Source organism: Curvibacter microcysteis, assembly GCF_028649455.1.
GTDB lineage: Bacteria > Pseudomonadota > Gammaproteobacteria > Burkholderiales > Burkholderiaceae_C > Curvibacter > Curvibacter microcysteis.
The window spans coordinates 1-20,158 of record NZ_JAQSIO010000006.1 but is presented as its reverse complement, the minus strand read 5'-3'; the positions used below and the strand labels follow the sequence as shown (position 1 = coordinate 20,158).

Sequence of the window (20,158 nt, the reverse complement as noted above, 5' to 3'; positions counted from 1 at the left end):
GCCCCGCACCGCCCCCGCCATGGACCCCGAAAGTCGACTCTCCACCTTCACCGCCAGCGATGGCGACAACCTGGCGGTGCAGGACTGGCCGCTGGCCGAGGACGCGCCCTTGCGCGGCCAGGTGCTGCTGGTGCACGGCCTGGGCGAGCACGCGGGGCGCTACGCCGCCCTGGCCCAGCGGCTCAACCAGTGGGGTTTCGCCGTGCGCGGTTACGACCATTACGGCCACGGCGAATCGGGCGGCCCACGCGGCGGGCTGAACCACGATTTACGCCTGCTGGAAGACCTGGGCGACGTGATCGAAAGCACCCGCAGCCGCACGCCGCGCGACACCCCGCTGATCCTGCTTGGCCACAGCCTGGGCGGCCTGGTGGCCAGCAGCTTTGTGGCGCGCCGACTGGCCCAGGTCGACGGGCTGGTGCTGTCCTCGCCCGCGCTGGACATCGGCCTGAGCCCACTGCAAACCTGGCTGCTGCGCGGCCTGGCCCGGGCCCTGCCTGACCTGCGCGTGGCCAACGGCCTGAAGCTGAAGTACCTGTCGCACGACGCCGCCACGGTGCGCGCCTACCAGGCCGACCCGCACTGCCACAACCGCATCTCGACGCGCCTGGTGCGCTTCATGGCCGAGCACGGCCCGGCCACCGTCGCGGCCGCCTCGCGCTGGCGCGTGCCCACCTTGCTGCTGTACGCGGGTGACGACCACCTGGTGCGACCTGCCGGCAGCCAGGCTTTTGCCGCGGCCGCCCCCTCCTGCGTGGAAAGCCGCTGCTTTGACACGCTCTACCACGAGCTGTTCAACGAATCGCCCGAGCTGGCCGAACCCGTCTTCGAGCGCCTGCGCGAGTGGCTGGACAAGCACTTCGCGCCGCTGCCGGGTTGAGCCAACAACCGTCGCCGAGTGACCTCAGGCCGGGGCGACCGGGCGGCGACGCCACAGCGCCAGCCAACCCAAGGCCAGCGCGGTGATGACGATGGGCAGGGTGGAGCCCCAGTTCAGCCAGGTCCAACCCTGGGTGGTGACCAGGGCGCCCGAGGCGAACGAGGTCACGGCCATGGTGCCAAAAACACAGAAGTTGATCGCCGCCTGGGCGCGGTCTTTTTCTTCGGGGCGGTAGGCCTCGAGCGCCAGCGTGGTGCTGCCGGTGAAGAGGAAGTTCCAGCCCACGCCGAGCAGGAACAAGGCCACCAGGAACTGGTGCAGGTCCACGCCGCTGAGCGCCACCACGACACAGGCCACGTTCAGCAACACGCCCACCCCCATGACCGACAGCACGCCGAAGCGCTTGATCAGGTGGCCGGTGAAAAAGCCGGGGGCAAACATGCCGATCACATGCCACTCCAGCACCAGGGCCGCGTCGTCAAACCCCAGGCCGCAGACCTGCATGGCCAGCGGCGTGGCGGCCATCAGCAGGTTCATCACGCCATAGCCCAGGGCGGCACTGAGCGCTGCCACCACAAACACTGGCTGGCGCATGATCTCGCCCAAGGGCCGGCCTGGGCCGACCGGGACGGCGCCCGGCGCCGGGCGGGTGTCGGGGAAGCGGATCAGCGCCATGCAGCCCATGGACAGCAGCGCCACCCCCATCAAGGCCACATAGGCGCCCATGAAGGGCAGCTCGGTCAGGGTACGGGTGTACTTGGCCAGGTTGGGCCCGGCGATGGCGCCAATCAAGCCGCCAGCCAACACCAGGGAGACGGCTTTTTCACGGAAGGCGGGGGCTGCCAGCTCGGCCGCCGCAAAGCGGTACAGCTGGCCATTGGCGCTGTAGTAGCCAGCCACCAAGGTGGCGCAGCACAGCAGCCAGAACTGCCGCATGGCCAGGGCCAGCACGCACAGCCCGGCCGACCCCAGGGCCACCGCCAACCCGATCAGGAACGAGCGCTGCCGCCCCCAGCGCGCCTGGGCCCGTGCCACCAGGGCCGTGGACAAAGCCCCGCCTACCACATAGCCCATGACGGGCAAGGTGGCCATCCAGCTGACCGGGGCCAGGCTCAGGCCGACCAGGCCATTGATGGCAATGAAGACCACGTTGTTGGTCAAAAACAAGCCCTGGCACAGGGTGAGCAACAACAGGTGGCGGTTCATCAGGTGAGCACTCAAAGAGGGGCGTAACCCACCATCGTAGCGGCTATCGCCACCCCAATGCCGTCCCGTGGCGACACCCCAGGCCCGCGGGCGTCGCTCAGCCCAGCCCCCCGGTCCACCCGGCTCAGGCCGGCGCGGCCGCCCCCTCGGCCTGGACCTCCGCCAGCAACCAGGCCTGGAAGGCCTGCACCAGGGGGTTGTGGGCGCGCGCATCGGGCACCACCAGGTGGTAGGCCTCGGGGCCTTGCAGCTGCGGGCCGGGCAGCACGACCAGGGCCCCGCTGCTGATCTCGTCCTGCACCAAAAAGCGCGGCAGCAAGGCCGCCCCCAGGCCATGCACGGCGGCCTGGGCCATCATGGCGAACTGCTCGAAGCGCGGGCCGCGCGCGGCCTGCTCCACGGGTTGTCCGGCGGCGGCAAACCACTCGGCCCACAGCAGGGGGCGGGTGGTCTGTTGCAGGCGCACCGCGCGCGCCAGGTCGGCGCTGCGGCGCAGGCGCTGCGCGCGCTGGTAGGCCGGGCTGCACAAAGCCACCACCTCCTCGTGCATCAGTGGGTGGCACGCCGCACCGGCCCAGTGCGGGGCCCCGAAGTGGATGGCGGCGTCAAAAGGCTCGGTGTCAAAGTCAAAGGGCTCGGTGCGCGTGGCCACGTTCAGGCCGGCCTGCGGGTGCAGGGCCAGAAAGCGGCCCAGGCGCGGCGCCAGCCAGCGCGTGCCAAAAGTGGGCAGCACGGCCAGGTTGAGCACACCGCCCGCACCGGCAAAACTCATCACCTTCTGCGTGGTTTCGCCCAACTGGCGCAGCAGCGGGCGCAGCTCGCCGGCGTAGATGCGGCCTGGGTCGGTCAACACCACACGCTGGCGCACCCGGTGGAACAATGCCACGCCGAGCTGCTCTTCGAGCTGGTGGATCTGGCGCGACACCGCGCCCTGGGTCAGGTGCAGCTCGGCCGCCGCGCGCGAGATGCTGGCGTGGCGCGCCGCCGCTTCAAAAGCCAGCAGGCCGGGCAGGGCGGGGAGCAGGTTGCGACGCAGCATGTGATGACCTCGGGGCATGAAGCAAGCCGCTACCTTAGCGCAGATCACAGGGCCTGCCACCCTGCGGGCGGGGCACTTGATGTTGAAACGGCATCAAGTCTTCAGGTTTTTTCAGTATCGCGCCGACCCGTTTTGCCCCACCATCGCCCAGCCGCCACCCGGCCGGGGGCGCGCTGTCCTGTTGTTTTCAAAAGCCCTTATGACAAGCCCTCAAGCCCTCACTCCCCGCACCGGTGGCCAGGTTCTGGTGGACCAGCTGATCCTGCACGGGGTGCAGCAACTGTTTTGCGTGCCCGGCGAAAGCTACCTGGCTGTGCTGGATGCCCTGCACGACGCCGACATCGCGGTCACTGTGTGCCGCCAAGAAGGGGGCGCGGCCATGATGGCCGAAGCCCAGGGCAAGCTGACCGGCCAGCCGGGCATCTGCTTTGTGACACGCGGCCCCGGCGCCACCAACGCCGCCGCCGGGGTGCACATCGCGCACCAGGATTCCACGCCGCTGATCCTGTTCGTTGGCCAGGTGGCGCGTGAGGCCCTGGGGCGTGAGGCCTTCCAGGAACTGGACTACGGCGCCGTCTTCGGCACCATGAGCAAGTGGGTGGTGCAGATCGACGACCCGGCGCGCCTGCCCGAGCTGATCTCGCGCGCCTTCCACGTCGCCACCTCAGGCCGCCCCGGCCCCGTGGTGGTGGCCCTGCCCGAGGACATGCTGACCGAGGCCTGCAGCGTGGCCAACGCCCAGCCGTACCGCGTGGCTGAGACCCACCCCGGCGCGGCCGACCTGGCCGAGCTGCAGACCCGCTTGCAGGCCGCAGAACGGCCGGTGCTGATCGTCGGCGGCAGCCGCTGGTCGGCCCCAGCGGTGCAGGACCTGGCGCGCTTTGCCAGCGCCTGGCAGCTGCCAGTGTTTTGCTCCTTCCGCCGCCAGATGCTGTTCCCGGCCGACCACCCCTGCTACGGCGGCGACTTGGGCCTGGGGGCCAACCCGCAGTTGCTGGCGCGCATCCGCGACTCCGATCTGGTGGTGCTGCTGGGCGGGCGCCTGTCCGAGGTGCCGTCGCAGGGCTACACCCTGCTGGACATCCCCAACCCGCGCCAAGCCCTGGTGCACGCCCACGCCGACGCCGACGAGCTGGGCCGCCTGTACCGCCCCAGTCTGGCCCTGCACGCCACGCCCCAGGCCCTGGCCGCCGCGCTGGCCGCCCTGCCGGCCCCTGAACAACGCCCCTGGAGCGCCCAGACCGAGGCCATCCACGCCGACTACCTGCGCTGGAGCGACCCGGCCGCCATCCGCATTCCCGGCCCGCTGCAAATGGGCGAGGTGATGCAGCAGCTGCGCGCCGAGCTGCCCGCCGACACCATCTTCTGCAACGGCGCCGGCAACTTTGCCACCTGGGTGCACCGCTTCTGGCCCTTCCGCCACTACGCCAGCCAGCTGGCCCCCACCAGCGGCTCCATGGGCTACGGCCTGCCCGCCGGGGTGGGCGCCAAGCGCCTGTGGCCACAACGCGACGTGGTGGTGTTTGCCGGCGACGGCGACTTCATGATGCACGGCCAGGAGTTCGCCACCGCCGTGCAGTACGGCCTGCCCCTGCTGGTGGTGCTGCTGGACAACGCCATGTACGGCACCATCCGCATGCACCAGGAACGTGAGTACCCGGGCCGCGTCAGCGCCACCGCACTGAAGAACCCGGACTTCTGCGCCTATGCCCGCGCCTTTGGCGGCCACGGCGAGCGCGTGGAACGCACCGAAGACTTTGCCCCCGCCCTGGCGCGCGCCCGCGCCAGCGGCCTGCCCGCCGTGCTGCACTGCCTGCTGGACCCCGAAGCCATCACGCCCACGGGCACTTTGCAGGGCCTGCGCCAGGCCGCGCTGGCGCGGCGCTGACCCGCCCCAGCGCCCCCGCTGGCCCCCTGCGCGGGTTGGGCCGGCCGGGGGCGGACGGGGTGCGAAGCCGGTCTGGCTACACTGCAAGGCCCGAACTCCTGCCCCGATTGCCCCATGCGTGTTTTGCTTGTGCTGCTGCTGTGCAGCCTGGGACCTGGCGCCTGGGGCGCCATGACCGCCGTGCGCGGCCCCTGGCCGCTGCGCCCCATGCCGCAGCCCGACAGCCGCGCCACGGCGCACGCCGAAGCGCCCCGCCATTGGTGGCGCAACGAACAGGGACAGTACTTTGTCGGCACCGTGGCCCGCGGTCACCCAGGCCCCGAGCAGCCCAGCCCTGCCCAGCTGTGGGCGCTGGAGCCGCCCAGCAGCCCACGCGCCTGCCCGGCGCTCAAGCCCTGGGCCGCTGAGCGCCTGCTCGAGGCCGAGCTGCTGCCCTGGCCCGACACCGAACGCGCCCTGCCGGCCGACTGCCTGAGCGGCCTGCAAGGCCAGTGCCTGAGCCACGACGGTGCCCTGCGCCTGCGCCTGAGCTTTGAAGGCCAGACTCGGCGCGTCCCCCCCAGCAAAGTGGCGGACAGCGCACTGCGCTACAGCGGGCAGCGGCGCCTGGTGATCGAACATGTGCTCAGCGGGGTGCAGGCGGTGTTTGAAGAGACGCTCAAGGACAGCCCGCACTACAGCGCGCTCGGCCCGGCCAGCGTGGTCTACCTGCCCGAGCTCGGCAGCGTGGTGCTGCAAGGCCTGGCGCCCGCCACCTCGGCCCGGGGTGCGCCCAGCGCACTGCACTGCCTGCCCATGCCTTGAGGTCACCCCCGGCTCATTGCCACAGCCGGTAGCTCCAAAAGCCTTCGTCGTGCGTCATGCGCTGCATCAGCTCCTGCGGTGCAAAGCCAGTGATGCGTCGGGTTTCACGGCACAGGTGGGATTGATCGGCGTAGCCGCTGGCCTCGGCCAGCTCGGCCCAGCGCGGGCGTTGGCCTTCGTCGGCTTCGGCCAGGGCCTGGAAGAAAACCTGCTCGGAGCGCCCAAAGCCACGCAGCTCGCGCATGGGCTGGCCCGCCCAGTGTTTGATGCGGCGCTCCACCTGGCGCAGGCTGCGCCCGACCGATGAGGTGGCGGCGCGCATCGCCATCGACTGCGCCCAGTCTTGGTAGCGCTGGGCCTGCAAAAGCCGCTGGGGCCGCACCGCCTGCCAGCGCGGCTCAAGGAAGTCCTCCACACAGGCCACGCGGCGTGCGTCGTCGGGCTGGGCCAGCACGGCTTCGGCCATGGCCACCCAGTCAGCGGGCAGGGCTTCGCGCAGGTCGCCGATGCGGTCCACCCAAGCCCCCACGTCCAGCCCGGTGAGACTTTGCAACGCGTCCGGCATGATCATCACCATCATGCCGTGGGCGGGACCAGGGTTCCAGGTGATGGAGGGGCCGGTCTGCGGCCCGCCAAACACCAGGCGCGAGCCATAGGGCCGACGCGGTGAGTGCAGGGCCGCCGGTGCGCCCCGCGCCAGCAGCTCGCCACTGCCTTCAAACCACCAGCCCAGGCTGCACAAGGGGGTGGCCGGGAAGTGGTTGAAACGCTGCTCATCGGCCCAGTCCAGGCCCACGGTGCTGCGCACCATGGTGCCGCGAACGCAGGCCACCAGCGAAGGGCGGGGCAGGTACAGGCGGGTCGGCGCGCCCAGCAAGGAGGGGGTTGGCAGCATGAGCGGAGTCTAAAACGGCGCCGCCGCCCGGGCCACCAAGCCCCTGCGATGTCGAATTTGTTCTATACCCCCGGCGCCGGTGCCGGCACGCTGGCGGACATGAACCACGCCACATCGACCTCCCACCCCACCCGCACCGCCCCTACCCAGGCCCAGCCCGCCCCACGGGCCGGTGATCCGCCCGGCCCCCGCGCCGGTTGGTTCGGTCTGCCGCTGCTGCGCGCCATGCGCCGCGACTACCTGGGCTTTGTCACCGGCCTGCAGCGCGACCATGGCGACCTGAGCCTGATGCACATCGCCAACGAACGCGCCTACGACCTGAACAGCCCGGAGCTGGTGCGCGAGGCCCTGGTCGACCAGGCCGAGCACCTGGTGCGCTGGGAGCGCGGGGTGGCGGTGTTCGAGCAGGTGTTCGGCCGCAGCGTGCTGGTCACCGAGGGGGCCACCTGGCAACGCCAGCGCCGCCTGCTGATGCCGGCCTTCACCCCCAAGCGCGTGGCCGGCTATGCGCGGCTCATGACCGAGGCCGCCGCCCAAGGCCTGGACCAGGCCCTGCCCGCAGGGCAGCAGCAGGGCACGGTGGCGATGGACGCGTTGTTCTCGCAGCTGACCATGGATGTGATCATGCGCACCCTGTTCAGCCACGCGGCCACGCCGGAGGAGGTTCACAGCGCCAGCGGGGCGACCCAGACCCTGAGCGAAACCGCCATGCGCGAGATGTTCTACCCCCTGACCCTGCCCGACTGGCTGCCCCTGCCGGGCAAGGCCGCCAAGCGGCAGGCCCTGCACCGCCTGCGCAGCCTGATCGGGCGCCACATCGAGGCGCGCCGCCAGGCCCCGGCCGCGCCCGAGCGCGAGGACCTGCTGGCCCGGCTGCTGGCCGCGCGCGATGAGAGCGACGGCGCCGCGCTCAGCCCGCGCGAAGTCTTTGACCAGTGCATGGTGAGTTTTCAGGCCGGCCATGAAACCTCGGCCACGGCCTTGCTGTGGTGGAGCCTGCTGCTGGCCCGCCACCCCGAGCTGGCGCAGCGCCTGCACGCCGAGGTGGACCAGGTGCTGGGCACGCGCGAGCCCACGGCAGACGATGTGCCGCAACTGGTCTGGCTCAACGCCAGCCTGAAGGAGGCGCTGCGCCTGTACCCGCCCGTGGGCGCGCTGATGAGCCGACGCACCACGGCCAACATCACCCTGGGCGGCTGGCAGATCCCGCGCGGCGCGCTGCTGCGCATCAGCCCCTGGGTGCTGCACCGCGATCCGCGCTGGTTCAGCGAGCCCGAAGCCTTCCGCCCCGAACGCTTTCTGCCCGACGCGCCACCGCTGCCGCGCAGCGCCTGGATGCCTTTTGGCGTGGGCCCCCGGGTCTGTCTGGGCCAGCACTTTGCGCTGATGGAGATGGGCCTGGTGGCGGCCATGCTGCTGCAGCGCTACACCCTGGCGCTGGGCCAGCCCGAGCCCCAGGGCCTGCCGGACATGAATGTGACCCTGCGCCCCCGGGGGGGTGTCCGCTTGCGGCTGCAGCGGCGTCAGGGGGGGGCGGGGGGGCGCGTGGGCTCATCCGACCCGGCGGCCATTTCCGCCTGCGCCTGAGCCACCCATTGGTCCAGCAAGGCGAGGCTGGCGGGGCTTTCGAGCAGGGCGTCCCAGTCCGGGGCCTTGGGGGCGGCCAGGGTGTCGGGCTCAGCCGGGGCTGGGGGTTGGGCTTGGGATGGGGGTTGGGGTGGAAGCGGGCTCATGGTCTCAGCCCAAAAGGCGTTCCATGCGCCGCGCCACGCTTTCCTTGGGGTGGCAGCTGAGCAGGCGCGCCTGCTCGGCCGCCGGCGGGTAACCCAGGTCGCCGTGTTCAAAGGTCAGCACAAAAGGCGCTTGCCCTTCGACCGGGGCCTGAAGCCGGCGCGCCGGCACCTGCCACTCGAAGAATCGGATCTGCACCGACAGCCCACTGAGCCCCGCCTGGGTACACAGGCGGTCGGCCAGCGCCGGGGTCAAGACCATGCCCGCCTCGGGCAGCACGGCCTGCCAACAACGCAGCAGCTGGCGCGTGGCCTGCTCGGCGGGACTGGCGCGCCAGCGCTGACGCAGCGCGAACACGCCCACGCCCAAGGCCAGCGCCCACAGGCACCAGCCCACAAGCAGCAACGCCTCTTGGTACGGGAACAGCACGCGGACCATGGCCGCCAAGCGGGGCATCAGCACGGGCCAAAGCCAGGCCGCCAGCCACAGGGCGCCGGCCACACGGGCCGGGGTGCGCGCGCGGTCACGGCGGGCGTCGCGCAGCGCTTGCAGCTTGTCCTGCAGCCAGCCCAGCGCCTGGGCCGTGCTTTGGCAGCACAGGTCTGGCATCGGGGTCGGGACAGGGGCGGCGCTCGGCGCTGGCGCCTGCGAGCGCAGGCGGGTGGGGTGAGGCACCGGCGCGCTGCCCGAGGGGCTGGGTTGGGCCTGGGCTTCGTCCGCCCGGCCTTGGTCCTCTGCTTGCTGGTGTTCGCGCCGCAGCACGTTGTCCATGGCGACCACGGCCAGGGCCGTGGGCATGCCGGGCATCACGCCCGCGCGCACTTGCAGCGACGTGTCGGTGTAGTGGCCCCACAGCGGCAACTCGGGCAAAGGGGGCGGGGGCGGCGCACAGTCGAAAGTCGACGGGGTGTAGGGCGTGGCGCCCTGCGCGTCCAAAGGGTTGTGCTCTTGAAAGCCCGACATCGGCCTTCTCCTGGTTCAAATGGAATGAGGTGAAAGATCGATGGGCCCGCACGCGCTGGCGCAGCGCAAACGAAGTGGGCCTCAGCCACCTGGCTGACACCCCATCTCGGCGACGATTGTGCCAGGGTTGCCCCCCACCCTGACCGGTGTGAAGGGGCAGGCTGGCCTCGCCCCTGTCAAGCCGAGGTCGGTGCCTGCCCCCAGGGCTGCAGCAAGCGCGCCAGTTGCCGTGCCAGCGGGGTGATGAGGTAGCGGCGCTGCCCGCCTTCCCAGGCCAGCAGGCCACTGACGCGCAGGCGATGGAGCGCCCGGTCCAGGGCTTCATGGGGCTGGTCCGGGCAGAGCTGTGCGATCTGCGCTCGGCTGAGCCGGGGGCCATCTTGCTCGGCCAGGGTCAGGAACAGGCCCATGCGCTGCGGCAAGCCTGCCGCAGGGCCCTGGCACAGCCGCCGCCAAGCCTCCAGCACGGCGGCCTGCCGCGCCAGGCGGGGGGCCCAAGGCGCCTGTGGCTCGGCGGGGGCGGACGCAAAGAACTCGGATTGCGGCGCGCTGGTGGCCCGGGGCAGGTCGGCCCCCACAGCGGCCTGGCTGGCCGGGGGCTGGTGGGTCAGCGTGGGCAGGTTCAGGTCGGGAAGGTCAAAGTCAAGCAGCGAAAAATCAAGCATCAGTCTGGCAGGCCCGCCAACACCGCCAGGGGCGCGGTTTCGGCGCGCAGTACGCGCGCGCCCAGGGTGACGGGCACAAAGCCGGCGGCCACGGCGGCGTCTTCTTCTTCGCGGTTGAGCCCGCCCTCGGGCCCGTTGAGCACGGTCAGCGCGCCTGGGTGCTGGGCCCAGGGCAGGGCCGCCAGGGGGCGGGTGCCTTCGCGCAGCGAGAGCAGCACGCGGGTCTGCTCGGGCGCCACGGGGCCGGCGCGGCGCAGCCAGTCGGCCAGGTCCAGCACCGGGTGCAGCAGGGGCACGCGGTTGCGCCCGCACTGCTCGCAAGCGCCCACGGCCACGGCCTGCCAATGCGCCACCTTTTTGTCGGCGCGCTCTCCCTTGAGGCGCAGCACGTTGTGCGCCGCCATCACGGGCTGGATGCTGGCCGCGCCCAGTTCGGTGGCTTTTTCGACCAACCAGTCCATGCGGTCGTTGGCGGGCATGGCCACCACCAGGTGCACGGCGCGGCTCAGCTCGCGTTCGATGGCGTGGTGGAGACCCACCTCCACGTCGACGTCGGAGCGGCCCATGCGGGTCACGGTGGCTTCGAACTCGCCGCCCTCGCCGTTGAAGAGGATGATGGTGTGGCCCGGTTGCAGGCGCAGCACCTGCACATGGCGCGCGGTGCCGGCCGGCAGGCTCAGGGCAGTGCCGGTGGCGAGGGGGGCAGGGCAGTGGAAGCGGGGCATGGTCAACAGCAGTCAGAAAGCCGCCGGCCGCCCCAGGGGCAGCCGGCAGCAGGGGCTGGAAATAGAAGCGGCGGTGCCCGCCGGGGCAGCGCCGCAGAACCGAATCAGACGCTCAACAGGCTGGCTGGGCTCAGACCCGGCCATAAGCGTAGCCGCTGACGGTCTGGATGTTCTCCACCTGGTCAATGAACTTGAGCAGGGGGCCCAGGGCGCGGTAGCGGTTGGCGGTGGAGCGGATGTAATGGATGAAGCGCGGCGTGTCGGCCAGGTAGCGCGGCTTGCCGTCGCGCAGGGTCAGGCGGGCAAAGATGCCGGCCACCTTGAGGTGGCGCTGCAGGCCCATCCATTCGACGCCACGGTAGAAGGCGCCAAAGTCGCTGTGCCAGTCTTCAAAGTCCATCAGGCCGGCCTTGCGGGCCTTTTCCCAGTAGCGCACGGTGACGTCGATGACGAAGTCTTCTTCCCAGGTCAGGAAGGCGTCGCGCATCAGGCTGGCGATGTCGTAAGTGATGGGGCCGTAGACCGCGTCCTGGAAGTCGAGCACGCCCAAAGGCCCGGGCAGGGCGCCGGGCTCGGCCTGGCCCAGCATCAGGTTGCGCGCCATGAAGTCACGGTGCACAAACACCTGGGGGGCGGCCAGGTTGTGCTGGACGATGGTGCTGAAGGCCTTGTCCAGCACGTTGCGCTGGCTGTCGTCCATCTGGAACTGGCGGTACTGACCCAGGTACCAGTCGGGGAACAGGGCCAGTTCACGGCGCAGCAAGGCCTCGTCATACACCGGCAGCACGCCCGGACGGGAGGCTTTTTGCCACTGCACCAGGGCGTCGGTGGCCTGGCTGTAGAGCGGGGCGGCGGCTTGCGGCTGCTGCGGGTCGAGCACGCTCATCATGGTGTGCGCGCCCAGGTCGCTGAGCAGCATGAAACCCTGGGCCTGTTGCCAGGCCAGCACCTGGGGCACGTTCAGGCCGGCAGCGGCCATCAATTCGGCGACCTGCACAAAGGGAACGCAGTTCTCCTTGTCGGGCGGCGCGTCCATGATGATGCGGGGGCCCGCGACGCTGTCCACCCGCAGGTAGCGGCGGAAGCTGGCGTCTGCCGAGGCCAGGCTCAGGCTGGCCGGGTGCAGGCCGTGGCGGGGCGCCTCGTCAGCCAGCCAGGCCGTGAAGGCAGCGGCTCGGGCCGGGTCGGCCCAGGTCACGGGCTGGGGATGTGTGGGGGCGGGGGAGGAAGTCACAGGCTGGGTCATGGATAATCGAATTCTACAAACCCGGCTGCGTCCTGCGCGGCTCGGGCCGCCCCTTGAGCGCCAGCCCACCCCCCAATTGCCTGCGATGGATGTCCCGAACGATGCGTGAACCGAGACCTGTAGCCCGGCGGCCGTTCGTTCGGACCCCCTTGGCCGTGCTGGCCGCCCTGTTGTGCCAAGGCACTTGGGCCCAGAGTGATGCCGCTGACACGGCCTCGCCCCGGCTCAAAAGCAGCATTCAGCTGCAAGACAAAATCCCGCCGCTGTCCCGCCCTGAGCGCCCGACCTTCGTCACAGGGGACCAGATCACCGGGCAAAACGAATTGCAGACCGCCGTCGAAGGCCATGGCGAACTGCGCCGGGCCGACACCGTGATCCGCGGCGACCGGCTGGAGTACTTCCAGTCCACCGACACCGCCAAGGCGCGTGGCAATGTGTTCATCAACCGGGCCGGCAACACCTACCGGGGCAAGGAGCTGGAACTGAAGGTCGACGCCTTCGAAGGCTTCTTCACCGAGCCGCACTACGAGTTTCTGGCCACCAAGGCCTACGGCGATGCGCAGCGCATCGACTTCGTCGGTGAGAACAACATGGTGGTGCAAAACGGCACCTACAGCACCTGCCGGCCCACCGGCGGCCCGGACTGGATGCCGGCCTGGCTGCTACGCGCCGATGCGGTCAAGCTGGACCAGGAAAACAGCATTGGCGTGGCGCAAAACGGGGTGCTGGAGTTCTACGGCAAGCCGGTGCTCAGCGCCTCGTCCCTGAGCTTCCCGCTGAGCGACGCGCGCAAATCGGGCTGGCTGCCGCCCTCGGTGGGCATGTCCTCGCGCGACGGCTTGGAGTACACCCAGCCCTACTACTGGAACATCGCGCCCAACCGCGACGCCACCTTCTACCCCACGCTGATGTCCAAGCGCGGCCTGGACCTGGCGGGTGACTTCCGCTACCTGGAAAACGGCTACCGCGGCCAAATGTGGGGCAATTACATGCCCAGCGACAAGCTGCGCGAAAGCTCGCGCTGGGGCTATGCGGTGACGCATAACGGGGCCATCGACACCGGGATCACCAACATCGGCGCGCTGGGCCTGGGCTTGAACCTGAACCGGGTCAGCGACAACAACTACTGGCGCGACTTCAACCGCAGCATCCCCACGCTGACCCAGCGCCTGCTGCCCAACGACGTCAGCCTGAGCTGGAGCCGGGACGAGTTCTTCGCCCAGTTCCGCCGCCTGAAGTGGCAGACCCTGCAAGACGTGACCTCGCCGATCACGCCCCCGTATGACCAGGCGCCCAAACTGTTGGGCCGCTACACGCGCAACAACCTGGCGGGTTTTGACGTGATGATCGAAGGCGACCACACGCAGTTCCAGGCCGACCCCACGCTGACCAACCAGCCCAACACCCAGCGCCGCTACGCGCAGGCCGTGGTCAGCCGCCCGGTGCTGGCGCCCGGCTGGTTCATCACGCCCAAGCTGCAGCTCTACCGCAGCGACTACAGCTTCAGTGCGCCGCTGGCCAATGGCATGAGCCAGGCCTCGGTGTCCGTGCCCACCTTCAGCCTGGACGGCGGCCTGTTCTTTGAACGCGACGCCAGCTTCTTCGGTCGCGCCTACCGCCAGACGCTGGAGCCGCGGGCCATGTACGTCAACACCCCGTACCGCAACCAGAGCGCGATCCCGGTGTACGACACGGCGCTCAACGACTTCAACTTCGCCACCATCTACACCGAGAACGCCTTCGGGGGCCGCGACCGGATTGCCGACGCCAACAAGCTCACGCTGGGTGTGACCAGCCGCCTGCTGGCGCCCGAAACCGGCGCCGAAATCGCCCGCTTCGGGGTGGCCCAGCGCCTGCTGTTCCGCGACCAACTGGTCACCCTGCCCGGCGGCACCCCGGTGACCAACCGCGCCAGCGACCTGCTGCTGGGGGCGGCCATCAACTGGACGCCGCAGTGGATGTTCGACTCCACGGTCTCGGTCAGCCCGGAGTCCAAGACCACCAACACCTCGTCCATCAGCGCGCGCTACAGCCCCAGCAATTACCGCGTCATCAACGCGGCCTACCGCTTCCAGCGCGACAACAGCGAGCAAATCGACATCGGCTGGCAATGGCCGCTCAACGATTTGTGGGGCGACAAAGGCGTGGACAAAGGTCCGGGCCGCGGTTTGGGCCCGGGTCGCTGGTACGGCGTGGGTCGGCTCAACTACGACATGATGAACAAGCGCATGGTCGACGCCATCGTCGGCTTTGAGTACGATGCCGACTGCTGGATTGGCCGCGTGGTGCTGGACCGCTTGAACACCACCCTGGTGACCGCCAACACCCGCATCCTGTTCCAAATTGAATTCGTGGGCTTCTCCCGCATCGGGGCCAGCCCGCTCCAGACCTTGCGGCAAAGCATCCCGCGCTACCAATACCTGCGCGAGCAGGTCACGGCGCCGAGCCGCTTCAGCAACTACGACTAAGGCCTTGGCCAGAGCTTTTTCCCATGACGATCAAACGTGTTTCTGTGCTGGCGCTGGCTTGCCTGACCCTTCTGACCACCCAGAGCCAGGCCCAGGGCATCCGCTTGAAAAACAGCGCCCAGCCGAGCTCCATCGGCATGCCGGCCCCCAATGCAGCGCCTGCACTCAGCGGCCCGCAGCCAGCCGACTTCATCGTGGCGGTGGTGAACTCCGAACCCATCACCAACAACGAAGTGCGCGCACGCGCCGCGCGCGCGCTGCAACAACTGGCCCAACAAGGCGTGAGACCTCCGCCCGAGTCGGAACTGATCGCCCAGGTGTTGGAACGCATGATCAGTGAAAAGGCCCAGGTTCAGTTGGCAGTCGAGCAAGGCTTGAAGGTCGAAGACGGTGCGGTGGACCAGGCGTTTCAAACCATCGCGCGGCAAAACCAGCTGAGCGTTGCTGAACTGCAGCGCCGCATGGAGGCTGACAACGTCAGCGTCAAGCAGATGCGTGAAGACTTGCGCAACCAGATCCTGCTGTCGCGCTTGCGCGAGCGCGAAGTCGAACCGCGCGCCAAGGTGACCGAGCTGGAGATCGACCAACTGCTGGTGGAACAGGCCACGCGCCAATCGCTGGCCCAACAGGAAATCAACCTGGCCCAGGTGCTGATCGCCGTGCCCGATGAAGCGCCGGCCGATACCGTGGCCAACCTCAAGGCCCTGGCCGACCGCGTGGCGGCCCAAGCCCGTGCCGGGATCGACTTTGCCAGTCTGGCCCGCGATTACTCCAACGGCACCGACCGCGCCCGGGGTGGCGAAATGGGCTTGCGCGCCGCCGAGCTCTACCCGGAACTCTTTGTCATGTCGGTGCAAGGCGTGCCGGTCAATGGCATCGCCGGCCCCATCCGCTCGGGCGCGGGCTTTCACGTGCTCAAGGTGATTGATCGCCAAGGCGCCAAGCCGGCCGCGATGATGGTGCCGCAAAGCCGGGCCCGTCACATCCTGCTGCGCACCGGTCCCAAGCTCAACGAAGCAGCCGCCATCAACCTGATCAAGGGCTACCGCCAGCGCATCGTGTCGGGCGCGGCCTTGTTCGCCGACCTGGCCAAGGAACACTCGCAAGACGGCAGCGCCAAGCAAGGCGGCGACCTGGGCTGGGTCAACCCCGGCCAGTTCGTGCCCGAGTTCGAAGAAGTCATGAACAGCCTGGAGCCGGGCCAGATCAGCGAGCCGGTGGTGTCGCGTTTTGGCGTCCACCTGATCCAGTTGATGGAGCGCCGCGAGGTGCCCATGTCGCAGCGCGACCAACGTGACCTGGCGCGCAATGCGCTGCGCGAAAAGAAGATGGAAGAAGCCTACGTGAACTGGTCCAAGGAAGTGCGCGACCGCGCCTATGTGGAGATGCGGGAAGCGCCCCTGTGATGAAGCACATTCCCCGCAAACGCTTTGGTCAGCACTTTCTGTCTGACCGCCTGATCATCGAAGGCATCGTCGACGCCATCGCTCCGGCCCCCGGCCAGCCCATGGTCGAGATCGGCCCGGGCCTGGCGGCCCTGACCCAGCCCCTGGTGGAGCGCGTGGGCCAGCTGACCGTGATCGAACTCGACCGCGACCTGGCGCGCCGCCTGCGCGAGCACCCGCAGCTCAAGGTGATCGAGTCCGACGTGCTCAAGGTCGACTTCACCGCCGTCGCCCAAGACCTTCAAGTGCCCAAGCTGCGCGTGGTCGGCAACCTGCCCTACAACATCTCCACGCCCATCCTGTTCCACCTGCTGGAGCACGTGGACGTGGTGCAAGACCAGCACTTCATGCTGCAAAAAGAGGTCATCGACCGCATGGTGGCCTCACCCTCGACCTCGGACTACGGGCGCCTGAGCGTGATGCTGCAATGGCGCTACGCGATGGAGAACGTGCTGTTCGTGCCGCCCGAGAGCTTTGACCCGCCCCCGCGCGTGGACAGCGCGGTGGTGCGCATGGTGCCGCGCGAAACGCCGGCCGCCCTGCCGCCCAAACTGCTCGAAGAACTGGTGCAAGTGGCCTTCAGCCAACGCCGCAAGCTGCTGCGCCACACCCTGGGCCGCTGGCTGGAAGCCCGTGCCTTTGCCGGCCAGTTCGACACCCAGCGCCGCGCCGAAGAAGTGCCCGTGGCCGAGTACGTGGCCTTGGCACAAGCCCTTTAAGGCGACATGAGGCCCACGCCGGTGTGACCGGCACAGGCCCCCATCGCGCCCGTCAGTTAAAACGTTTCCCAATCGTCCTCGCGCCCAGCGCCTGCGGCGAGTGCAGCCGCCGGGGCGGCCCGGGTGCTGCCAGAAGGCGCTTGCAAAGACGCCGTCGCCTTGACCTTGGGCAGAGCCGAGGCACCTGTAGCCGCCCGCTGCGGGGCCGGCACAGCGCGCGGCGCGGGCATGCTCACCGGTCCAGCCGCTGAGCGCCGCGGCAGGGCCTGCAAATCACCAGCCCCCAGGCGGAAGCGCCGCACCAGCTGCTCCAGTTGCTCGGCCTGGCTTTGCAGGGACTGCGCCGCAGCCGCAGACTCTTCCACCAGGGCCGCGTTTTGCTGCGTGACCTGGTCGAGCTGGGCCACGGCCTGGTTGACCTCGCTGATGCCGCTGCTTTGGTCGCTGGCCGCATGGGTGATGTCGGCCACGATCTGCGCCACGCGCTGCACCGAGACCACCACCTCGTTCATGGTGGCGCCCGCCTGCTGAACCAAGGCGGCGCCGGACTCCACCTGGGCTTCGGAGGCGCCAATCAAGGTCTTGATCTCCCGCGCGGCCTGGGCGGCACGCTGGGCCAGCGAGCGCACCTCACCGGCCACCACGGCAAAGCCGCGCCCTTGCTCACCCGCCCGCGCGGCCTCGACCGCGGCGTTGAGCGCCAGGATGTTGGTTTGAAAAGCAATGCCGTCAATGACGCCCGTGATGTCGCCAATCTTGCGCGAAGCGCCACGGATGTCTTCCATGGTGCTGACCACGCGCGACACCACCTGACCGCCTTGCTCGGCCACCTCGGAGGCTGAACTGGCCAGGCTGCTGGCCTGGCGCGAGGACTCGGCTGACTGCTGCACGTTGTGGGTCAGCGACTCCATCGAAGAAGAGGTCTTTTGCAGGTTGGCTGCGGTCTGCTCCGTGCGGTGCGACAGGTCGTTGTTGCCGCTGGCGATCTCGGTGCTGGCCGTGGCAATGCTTTCTGTGGCCTGCAACACCTGCTTGACCAGGTCGCGCAAGGACTGCTGCATCTGCCCCATGGCGCTGACCAGTTGGCCGAGTTCGTCGGTGGACTGACTGGAGACCTCATTGGACAGGTCGCCCTGGGCAATGCGCTCGGCCAGGTCGCGCGCCTGGGTGATGGCGCCGGCCAGGCCACGCACACTGAACACGGTCAGCGGTATCAGCACCACCAGGGCCACCACCAGCAAAGCCACCATCAAGGCAATCTGGCGGTTGATGTCTTGCTGCATGGCTTCCTGCGAGCTCTGCATGGCTTCACGGGCCTCGCGTACCAGGCCTGACAGGCCTTGGTCAGCGGCCTCGATGTGCTTCTTTTGGCGGTCGGCATAGGCGCCAGCGGCGGCGCCATCGATTTGAGCGCGCTCGACCTGCTCCAGGATCGGGGTCAGTCCGGCCTGGTATTCCTTGAGTGAGGCCTGGACTTTCTTCAGGGCCTCGGTCAGCTCGGTCTCGTCGCTGTGCTGAGCGCCAAAGGTCTGGGTGGCGCCGAGCAAACCATTGAGTTGCTTGGTCCAGTTTTCCCGCAGGCTGGCCACCTCCACCGAGTTGTTGAAGCTGATGATGATGTCTTTTTCGCTGCGCCGCACGTCGGCCGCCTGCAAGCGCAACTCATCCAGGGTGGTGAGGGCCTGCACCTTTTGGTCCAGCAAAATTTTCAGCGTGCGGTCGGTGCTGTGCAGGGCCCAAAAGCCGGTCAAGCCGATGATGGTGAGCAGGAGCAGGGAAAAACCGGTCCCAAAGTACAGCCGGTTGCGGATAGAGAGACGATTGAGCAAGTTCATGGCAAAAGCCCCAGAGAAGTCGGCCAAATGAGGCAAGACGCGCGCCACCTTGCCGACCAAGGTCTTCATCTTGAAGGGCAGGACACCACCCGCCCATCCTCAGGAACCCTCATTTCAGCGGAATTCATGGGCACGCTGTGCCGCGAATACAGCGCAGTCCCATGAAAAAAGGCCCGCCAAGGCGGGCCCTCTGGGGGCGGTGTGGCAACCAGGGCTTCGTCAGGCCGCCGACAACCAATAACCCGAGTTGAAGGGGCTGCTCATGCGCAGGGCCTGCGCAGACACATCCACCAACTTGTCCGTGGGCATTTTCTCGCCCGCTTCGTGGTTCACGGCAAACCCGGTCAGGGTGCTGCCGATTTGAGCCTCTGTCGCCCGTTCTGCTTGGCCAGCTTGTGCAGAACGGGCTACAGAAAAGAATAGAAACAGCGGAAGGAAATCTTGCGGTCGGCCCAGTAGTCGGCGGCGTCGCGGAAGATGTCGAGCAGTTGCTCGCGCGCTTCCTTGTCAAACTTGGCATGCGCAGGAATCTGCTCCAGCACCACCACAAAACCGGGCTGCGGGCCCGATTTATGCAAGGGATCGGTCATGCAGTCGTACAGCGCGTCAAAATTCTTCCCGAAATGCGACGGAAAGGTGAACTGCGCCGCAATGGTGTCCAACACGTCCTGCTTGGACTGGGCGTTGGCCAGGTTGGCATACAGAAAGTGCTGACCCAGATGCCGTGCGGCTTCCTGAAGGTCCTGTACCCGAAAGGCCCGAATCGACTGAACGATGTTGGTTCGAACGGTACGAAGTGGCGTATCCATCTCCGCGTCTCTTTCTCTAAGGTCAAAAAAAATAGGCCGGCTGCCGCCCAAGACCCGAGGGCCTGCGGATGCCGCAAGAAGGGAACCGGTGGCTTCGGGGATCATTCGACAAGGCGGCGAAAGCTCGCGTAGTGGTCGTTGCTGTAGTAACAGGCTTGCGGCGCTGTGGGCTGCAAACCGCCGCAGACCAAACGCCGGGCGCCCCGGTCACGTGACCCGGGTGTCCGAACGGTGTATTCGCGGTAGTAGCCACGCTTGTGAGACGGCAAAATGCGCTCGCGGTTCCCAAAGACCACGCCGTCCTTGTCATAGGGGAAGGGCCCCCCTTGCAGGATCAACTGGTAGGTCTCGCGCCCCTGAACAGGCAGTTCCGCCAGGGTGACCGTGGGCAAGCCATCGGTCGCGGGCGCCTCTCGGGAATGCACCAAAGCAGTGCCAAAGAGGGCCGCTGCCATCATCAGACAAGCCACTGAAAACCGGCTTGTTCTGGCGGCAACGTTTTGCAGCATGAAATTACACCTTTCAGAAACCTCGGGTAAACCCCAAAATTTCAAGCCGTGAGTTTGACGTATTTACCCCTGAAATGCAAGCGGCTGCCCAAAGTTTGGGCAGCCGCCAAGGGGTTTAGCGCCTCTAAAAGTTAGCGCTCGCTCTGAGTGAGGCCCTTACCGAGCCGCATTGGCATCGGCCACCGTCAACGCCGTCATGTTCACGATACGGCGCACCGTGGTGCTGGCCGTCAGGATGTGCACCGGCTGGGCCGAACCCAGCAGCACCGGGCCAATCGCGATGTTGCCGCCAGCCGCCGTCTTCAGCAGGTTGTACGAGATGTTGGCCGCA

At 68.3% G+C, this 20,158-nt stretch carries 18 protein-coding genes; 7 read left to right on the top strand and 11 right to left on the bottom strand.

Going from position 1 to position 20,158, the window contains the following annotated elements; genetic code table 11:
- Positions 1-19 precede the first annotated feature (19 nt).
- Positions 20-880, top strand: coding sequence for an alpha/beta hydrolase (locus PSQ39_RS15510; RefSeq protein ID WP_273927739.1), 861 nt, complete (start codon positions 20-22; stop codon positions 878-880).
- Between the two features lie 24 nt (positions 881-904).
- Here the strand turns inward: PSQ39_RS15510 and PSQ39_RS15505 are convergent, their stop codons facing one another.
- Entirely contained in the window at positions 905-2,086 is a 1,182-nt protein-coding gene (locus tag PSQ39_RS15505) for an MFS transporter (protein WP_273927738.1), read from the bottom strand.
- A 124-nt stretch (positions 2,087-2,210) separates the two neighbouring features.
- On the bottom strand, positions 2,211-3,125 hold the full coding sequence (locus PSQ39_RS15500; protein WP_273927737.1) for a LysR family transcriptional regulator: 915 nt from the start codon (positions 3,123-3,125) through the stop codon (positions 2,211-2,213).
- 199 nt (positions 3,126-3,324) lie between these two features.
- Between PSQ39_RS15500 and PSQ39_RS15495 the strand changes: the two genes are divergently transcribed.
- The gene (locus PSQ39_RS15495; protein ID WP_273927736.1) at positions 3,325-5,013 is read left to right on the top strand and encodes a thiamine pyrophosphate-binding protein; all 1,689 of its coding nucleotides are present in this window, start codon (positions 3,325-3,327) and stop codon (positions 5,011-5,013) included.
- Positions 5,014-5,127: 114 nt separating this feature from the next.
- The gene (locus PSQ39_RS15490; RefSeq protein ID WP_273927735.1) at positions 5,128-5,817 is read left to right on the top strand and encodes a hypothetical protein; all 690 of its coding nucleotides are present in this window, start codon (positions 5,128-5,130) and stop codon (positions 5,815-5,817) included.
- A gap of 13 nt (positions 5,818-5,830) precedes the next feature.
- Here PSQ39_RS15490 and PSQ39_RS15485 read toward each other — a convergent pair whose 3' ends face one another.
- The gene (locus PSQ39_RS15485; RefSeq protein WP_273927734.1) at positions 5,831-6,712 is read right to left on the bottom strand and encodes a helix-turn-helix domain-containing protein; all 882 of its coding nucleotides are present in this window, start codon (positions 6,710-6,712) and stop codon (positions 5,831-5,833) included.
- Positions 6,713-6,760: 48 nt separating this feature from the next.
- On the opposite strand from PSQ39_RS15485, the gene PSQ39_RS15480 reads away from it, so the two are divergent.
- Positions 6,761-8,299 carry a cytochrome P450 gene (locus PSQ39_RS15480; protein ID WP_273927733.1) on the top strand — a complete coding sequence of 513 codons (1,539 nt, stop codon included), beginning with the start codon at positions 6,761-6,763 and terminating at the stop codon, positions 8,297-8,299.
- Between the two features lie 150 nt (positions 8,300-8,449).
- Here the strand turns inward: PSQ39_RS15480 and PSQ39_RS15475 are convergent, their stop codons facing one another.
- From PSQ39_RS15475 to PSQ39_RS15460, 4 genes are all read right to left on the bottom strand, one after another.
- Positions 8,450-9,406: a hypothetical protein gene (locus PSQ39_RS15475; RefSeq protein ID WP_273927732.1), complete on the bottom strand. Its 957-nt coding sequence runs from the start codon at positions 9,404-9,406 to the stop codon at positions 8,450-8,452.
- A 176-nt stretch (positions 9,407-9,582) separates the two neighbouring features.
- Positions 9,583-10,071 carry a hypothetical protein gene (locus PSQ39_RS15470; RefSeq protein WP_273927731.1) on the bottom strand — a complete coding sequence of 163 codons (489 nt, stop codon included), beginning with the start codon at positions 10,069-10,071 and terminating at the stop codon, positions 9,583-9,585.
- A complete protein-coding gene (locus tag PSQ39_RS15465; protein ID WP_273927730.1) occupies positions 10,071-10,796 on the bottom strand; it encodes a 16S rRNA (uracil(1498)-N(3))-methyltransferase in 726 nt (241 codons plus the stop codon). The genes PSQ39_RS15470 and PSQ39_RS15465 overlap by 1 nt, the downstream gene beginning before the upstream one ends.
- A gap of 130 nt (positions 10,797-10,926) precedes the next feature.
- Positions 10,927-12,042: an aminoglycoside phosphotransferase family protein gene (locus tag PSQ39_RS15460; RefSeq protein ID WP_273927729.1), complete on the bottom strand. Its 1,116-nt coding sequence runs from the start codon at positions 12,040-12,042 to the stop codon at positions 10,927-10,929.
- Between the two features lie 89 nt (positions 12,043-12,131).
- On the opposite strand from PSQ39_RS15460, the gene PSQ39_RS15455 reads away from it, so the two are divergent.
- Genes PSQ39_RS15455 through rsmA form a run of 3 tightly spaced genes read left to right on the top strand, consistent with a single transcriptional unit; the run spans position 12,132 to position 16,674 of the window.
- Positions 12,132-14,510 (top strand): LPS-assembly protein LptD, encoded by a 2,379-nt coding sequence (locus tag PSQ39_RS15455; protein ID WP_409242045.1) that lies wholly within the window; start codon positions 12,132-12,134, stop codon positions 14,508-14,510.
- A gap of 23 nt (positions 14,511-14,533) precedes the next feature.
- Positions 14,534-15,916 carry a peptidylprolyl isomerase gene (locus PSQ39_RS15450; protein ID WP_273927727.1) on the top strand — a complete coding sequence of 461 codons (1,383 nt, stop codon included), beginning with the start codon at positions 14,534-14,536 and terminating at the stop codon, positions 15,914-15,916.
- Positions 15,916-16,674 carry a 16S rRNA (adenine(1518)-N(6)/adenine(1519)-N(6))-dimethyltransferase RsmA gene (gene rsmA, locus PSQ39_RS15445; RefSeq protein WP_273927726.1) on the top strand — a complete coding sequence of 253 codons (759 nt, stop codon included), beginning with the start codon at positions 15,916-15,918 and terminating at the stop codon, positions 16,672-16,674. Before PSQ39_RS15450 ends, rsmA begins: the two co-directional genes overlap by 1 nt.
- A gap of 56 nt (positions 16,675-16,730) precedes the next feature.
- On the opposite strand, the gene PSQ39_RS15440 is transcribed toward rsmA, so the two are convergent.
- The 4 genes from PSQ39_RS15440 to PSQ39_RS15425 form a co-directional block, all read right to left on the bottom strand.
- Positions 16,731-18,509: a methyl-accepting chemotaxis protein gene (locus tag PSQ39_RS15440; RefSeq protein ID WP_273927928.1), complete on the bottom strand. Its 1,779-nt coding sequence runs from the start codon at positions 18,507-18,509 to the stop codon at positions 16,731-16,733.
- A gap of 407 nt (positions 18,510-18,916) precedes the next feature.
- Positions 18,917-19,318, bottom strand: a complete 402-nt coding sequence (locus PSQ39_RS15435) for a barstar family protein (RefSeq protein ID WP_273927725.1) — start codon at positions 19,316-19,318, stop codon at positions 18,917-18,919.
- A 101-nt stretch (positions 19,319-19,419) separates the two neighbouring features.
- Complete coding sequence (locus PSQ39_RS15430; protein WP_409242044.1) at positions 19,420-19,776, bottom strand: ribonuclease domain-containing protein; 357 nt, start codon at positions 19,774-19,776, stop codon at positions 19,420-19,422.
- Positions 19,777-19,983: 207 nt separating this feature from the next.
- Positions 19,984-20,158, bottom strand: a 175-nt coding sequence (locus PSQ39_RS15425; RefSeq protein ID WP_273927927.1) for a phosphate acyltransferase, incomplete at its 5' end; no start/stop codon positions are given.

Bases quoted from the DNA above. Each gene is read 5' to 3' on its own strand.
- PSQ39_RS15440 (WP_273927928.1), bottom strand. From the start codon at position 18,509: ATGAACTTGCTCAATCGTCTCTCTATCCGCAACCGGCTGTACTTTGGG.
- PSQ39_RS15430 (WP_409242044.1), bottom strand. From the start codon at position 19,776: ATGATGGCAGCGGCCCTCTTTGGCACTGCTTTGGTGCATTCCCGAGAG.
- PSQ39_RS15495 (WP_273927736.1), top strand. From the start codon at position 3,325: ATGACAAGCCCTCAAGCCCTCACTCCCCGCACCGGTGGCCAGGTTCTG.
- PSQ39_RS15490 (WP_273927735.1), top strand. From the start codon at position 5,128: ATGCGTGTTTTGCTTGTGCTGCTGCTGTGCAGCCTGGGACCTGGCGCC.
- rsmA (WP_273927726.1), top strand. From the start codon at position 15,916: ATGAAGCACATTCCCCGCAAACGCTTTGGTCAGCACTTTCTGTCTGAC.
- PSQ39_RS15475 (WP_273927732.1), bottom strand. From the start codon at position 9,406: ATGTCGGGCTTTCAAGAGCACAACCCTTTGGACGCGCAGGGCGCCACG.
- PSQ39_RS15500 (WP_273927737.1), bottom strand. From the start codon at position 3,125: ATGCTGCGTCGCAACCTGCTCCCCGCCCTGCCCGGCCTGCTGGCTTTT.
- PSQ39_RS15460 (WP_273927729.1), bottom strand. From the start codon at position 12,042: ATGACCCAGCCTGTGACTTCCTCCCCCGCCCCCACACATCCCCAGCCC.
- PSQ39_RS15505 (WP_273927738.1), bottom strand. From the start codon at position 2,086: ATGAACCGCCACCTGTTGTTGCTCACCCTGTGCCAGGGCTTGTTTTTG.
- PSQ39_RS15450 (WP_273927727.1), top strand. From the start codon at position 14,534: ATGACGATCAAACGTGTTTCTGTGCTGGCGCTGGCTTGCCTGACCCTT.
- PSQ39_RS15470 (WP_273927731.1), bottom strand. From the start codon at position 10,071: ATGCTTGATTTTTCGCTGCTTGACTTTGACCTTCCCGACCTGAACCTG.
- PSQ39_RS15480 (WP_273927733.1), top strand. From the start codon at position 6,761: ATGTCGAATTTGTTCTATACCCCCGGCGCCGGTGCCGGCACGCTGGCG.
- PSQ39_RS15455 (WP_409242045.1), top strand. From the start codon at position 12,132: ATGTCCCGAACGATGCGTGAACCGAGACCTGTAGCCCGGCGGCCGTTC.
- PSQ39_RS15465 (WP_273927730.1), bottom strand. From the start codon at position 10,796: ATGCCCCGCTTCCACTGCCCTGCCCCCCTCGCCACCGGCACTGCCCTG.
- PSQ39_RS15485 (WP_273927734.1), bottom strand. From the start codon at position 6,712: ATGCTGCCAACCCCCTCCTTGCTGGGCGCGCCGACCCGCCTGTACCTG.
- PSQ39_RS15510 (WP_273927739.1), top strand. From the start codon at position 20: ATGGACCCCGAAAGTCGACTCTCCACCTTCACCGCCAGCGATGGCGAC.
- PSQ39_RS15435 (WP_273927725.1), bottom strand. From the start codon at position 19,318: ATGGATACGCCACTTCGTACCGTTCGAACCAACATCGTTCAGTCGATT.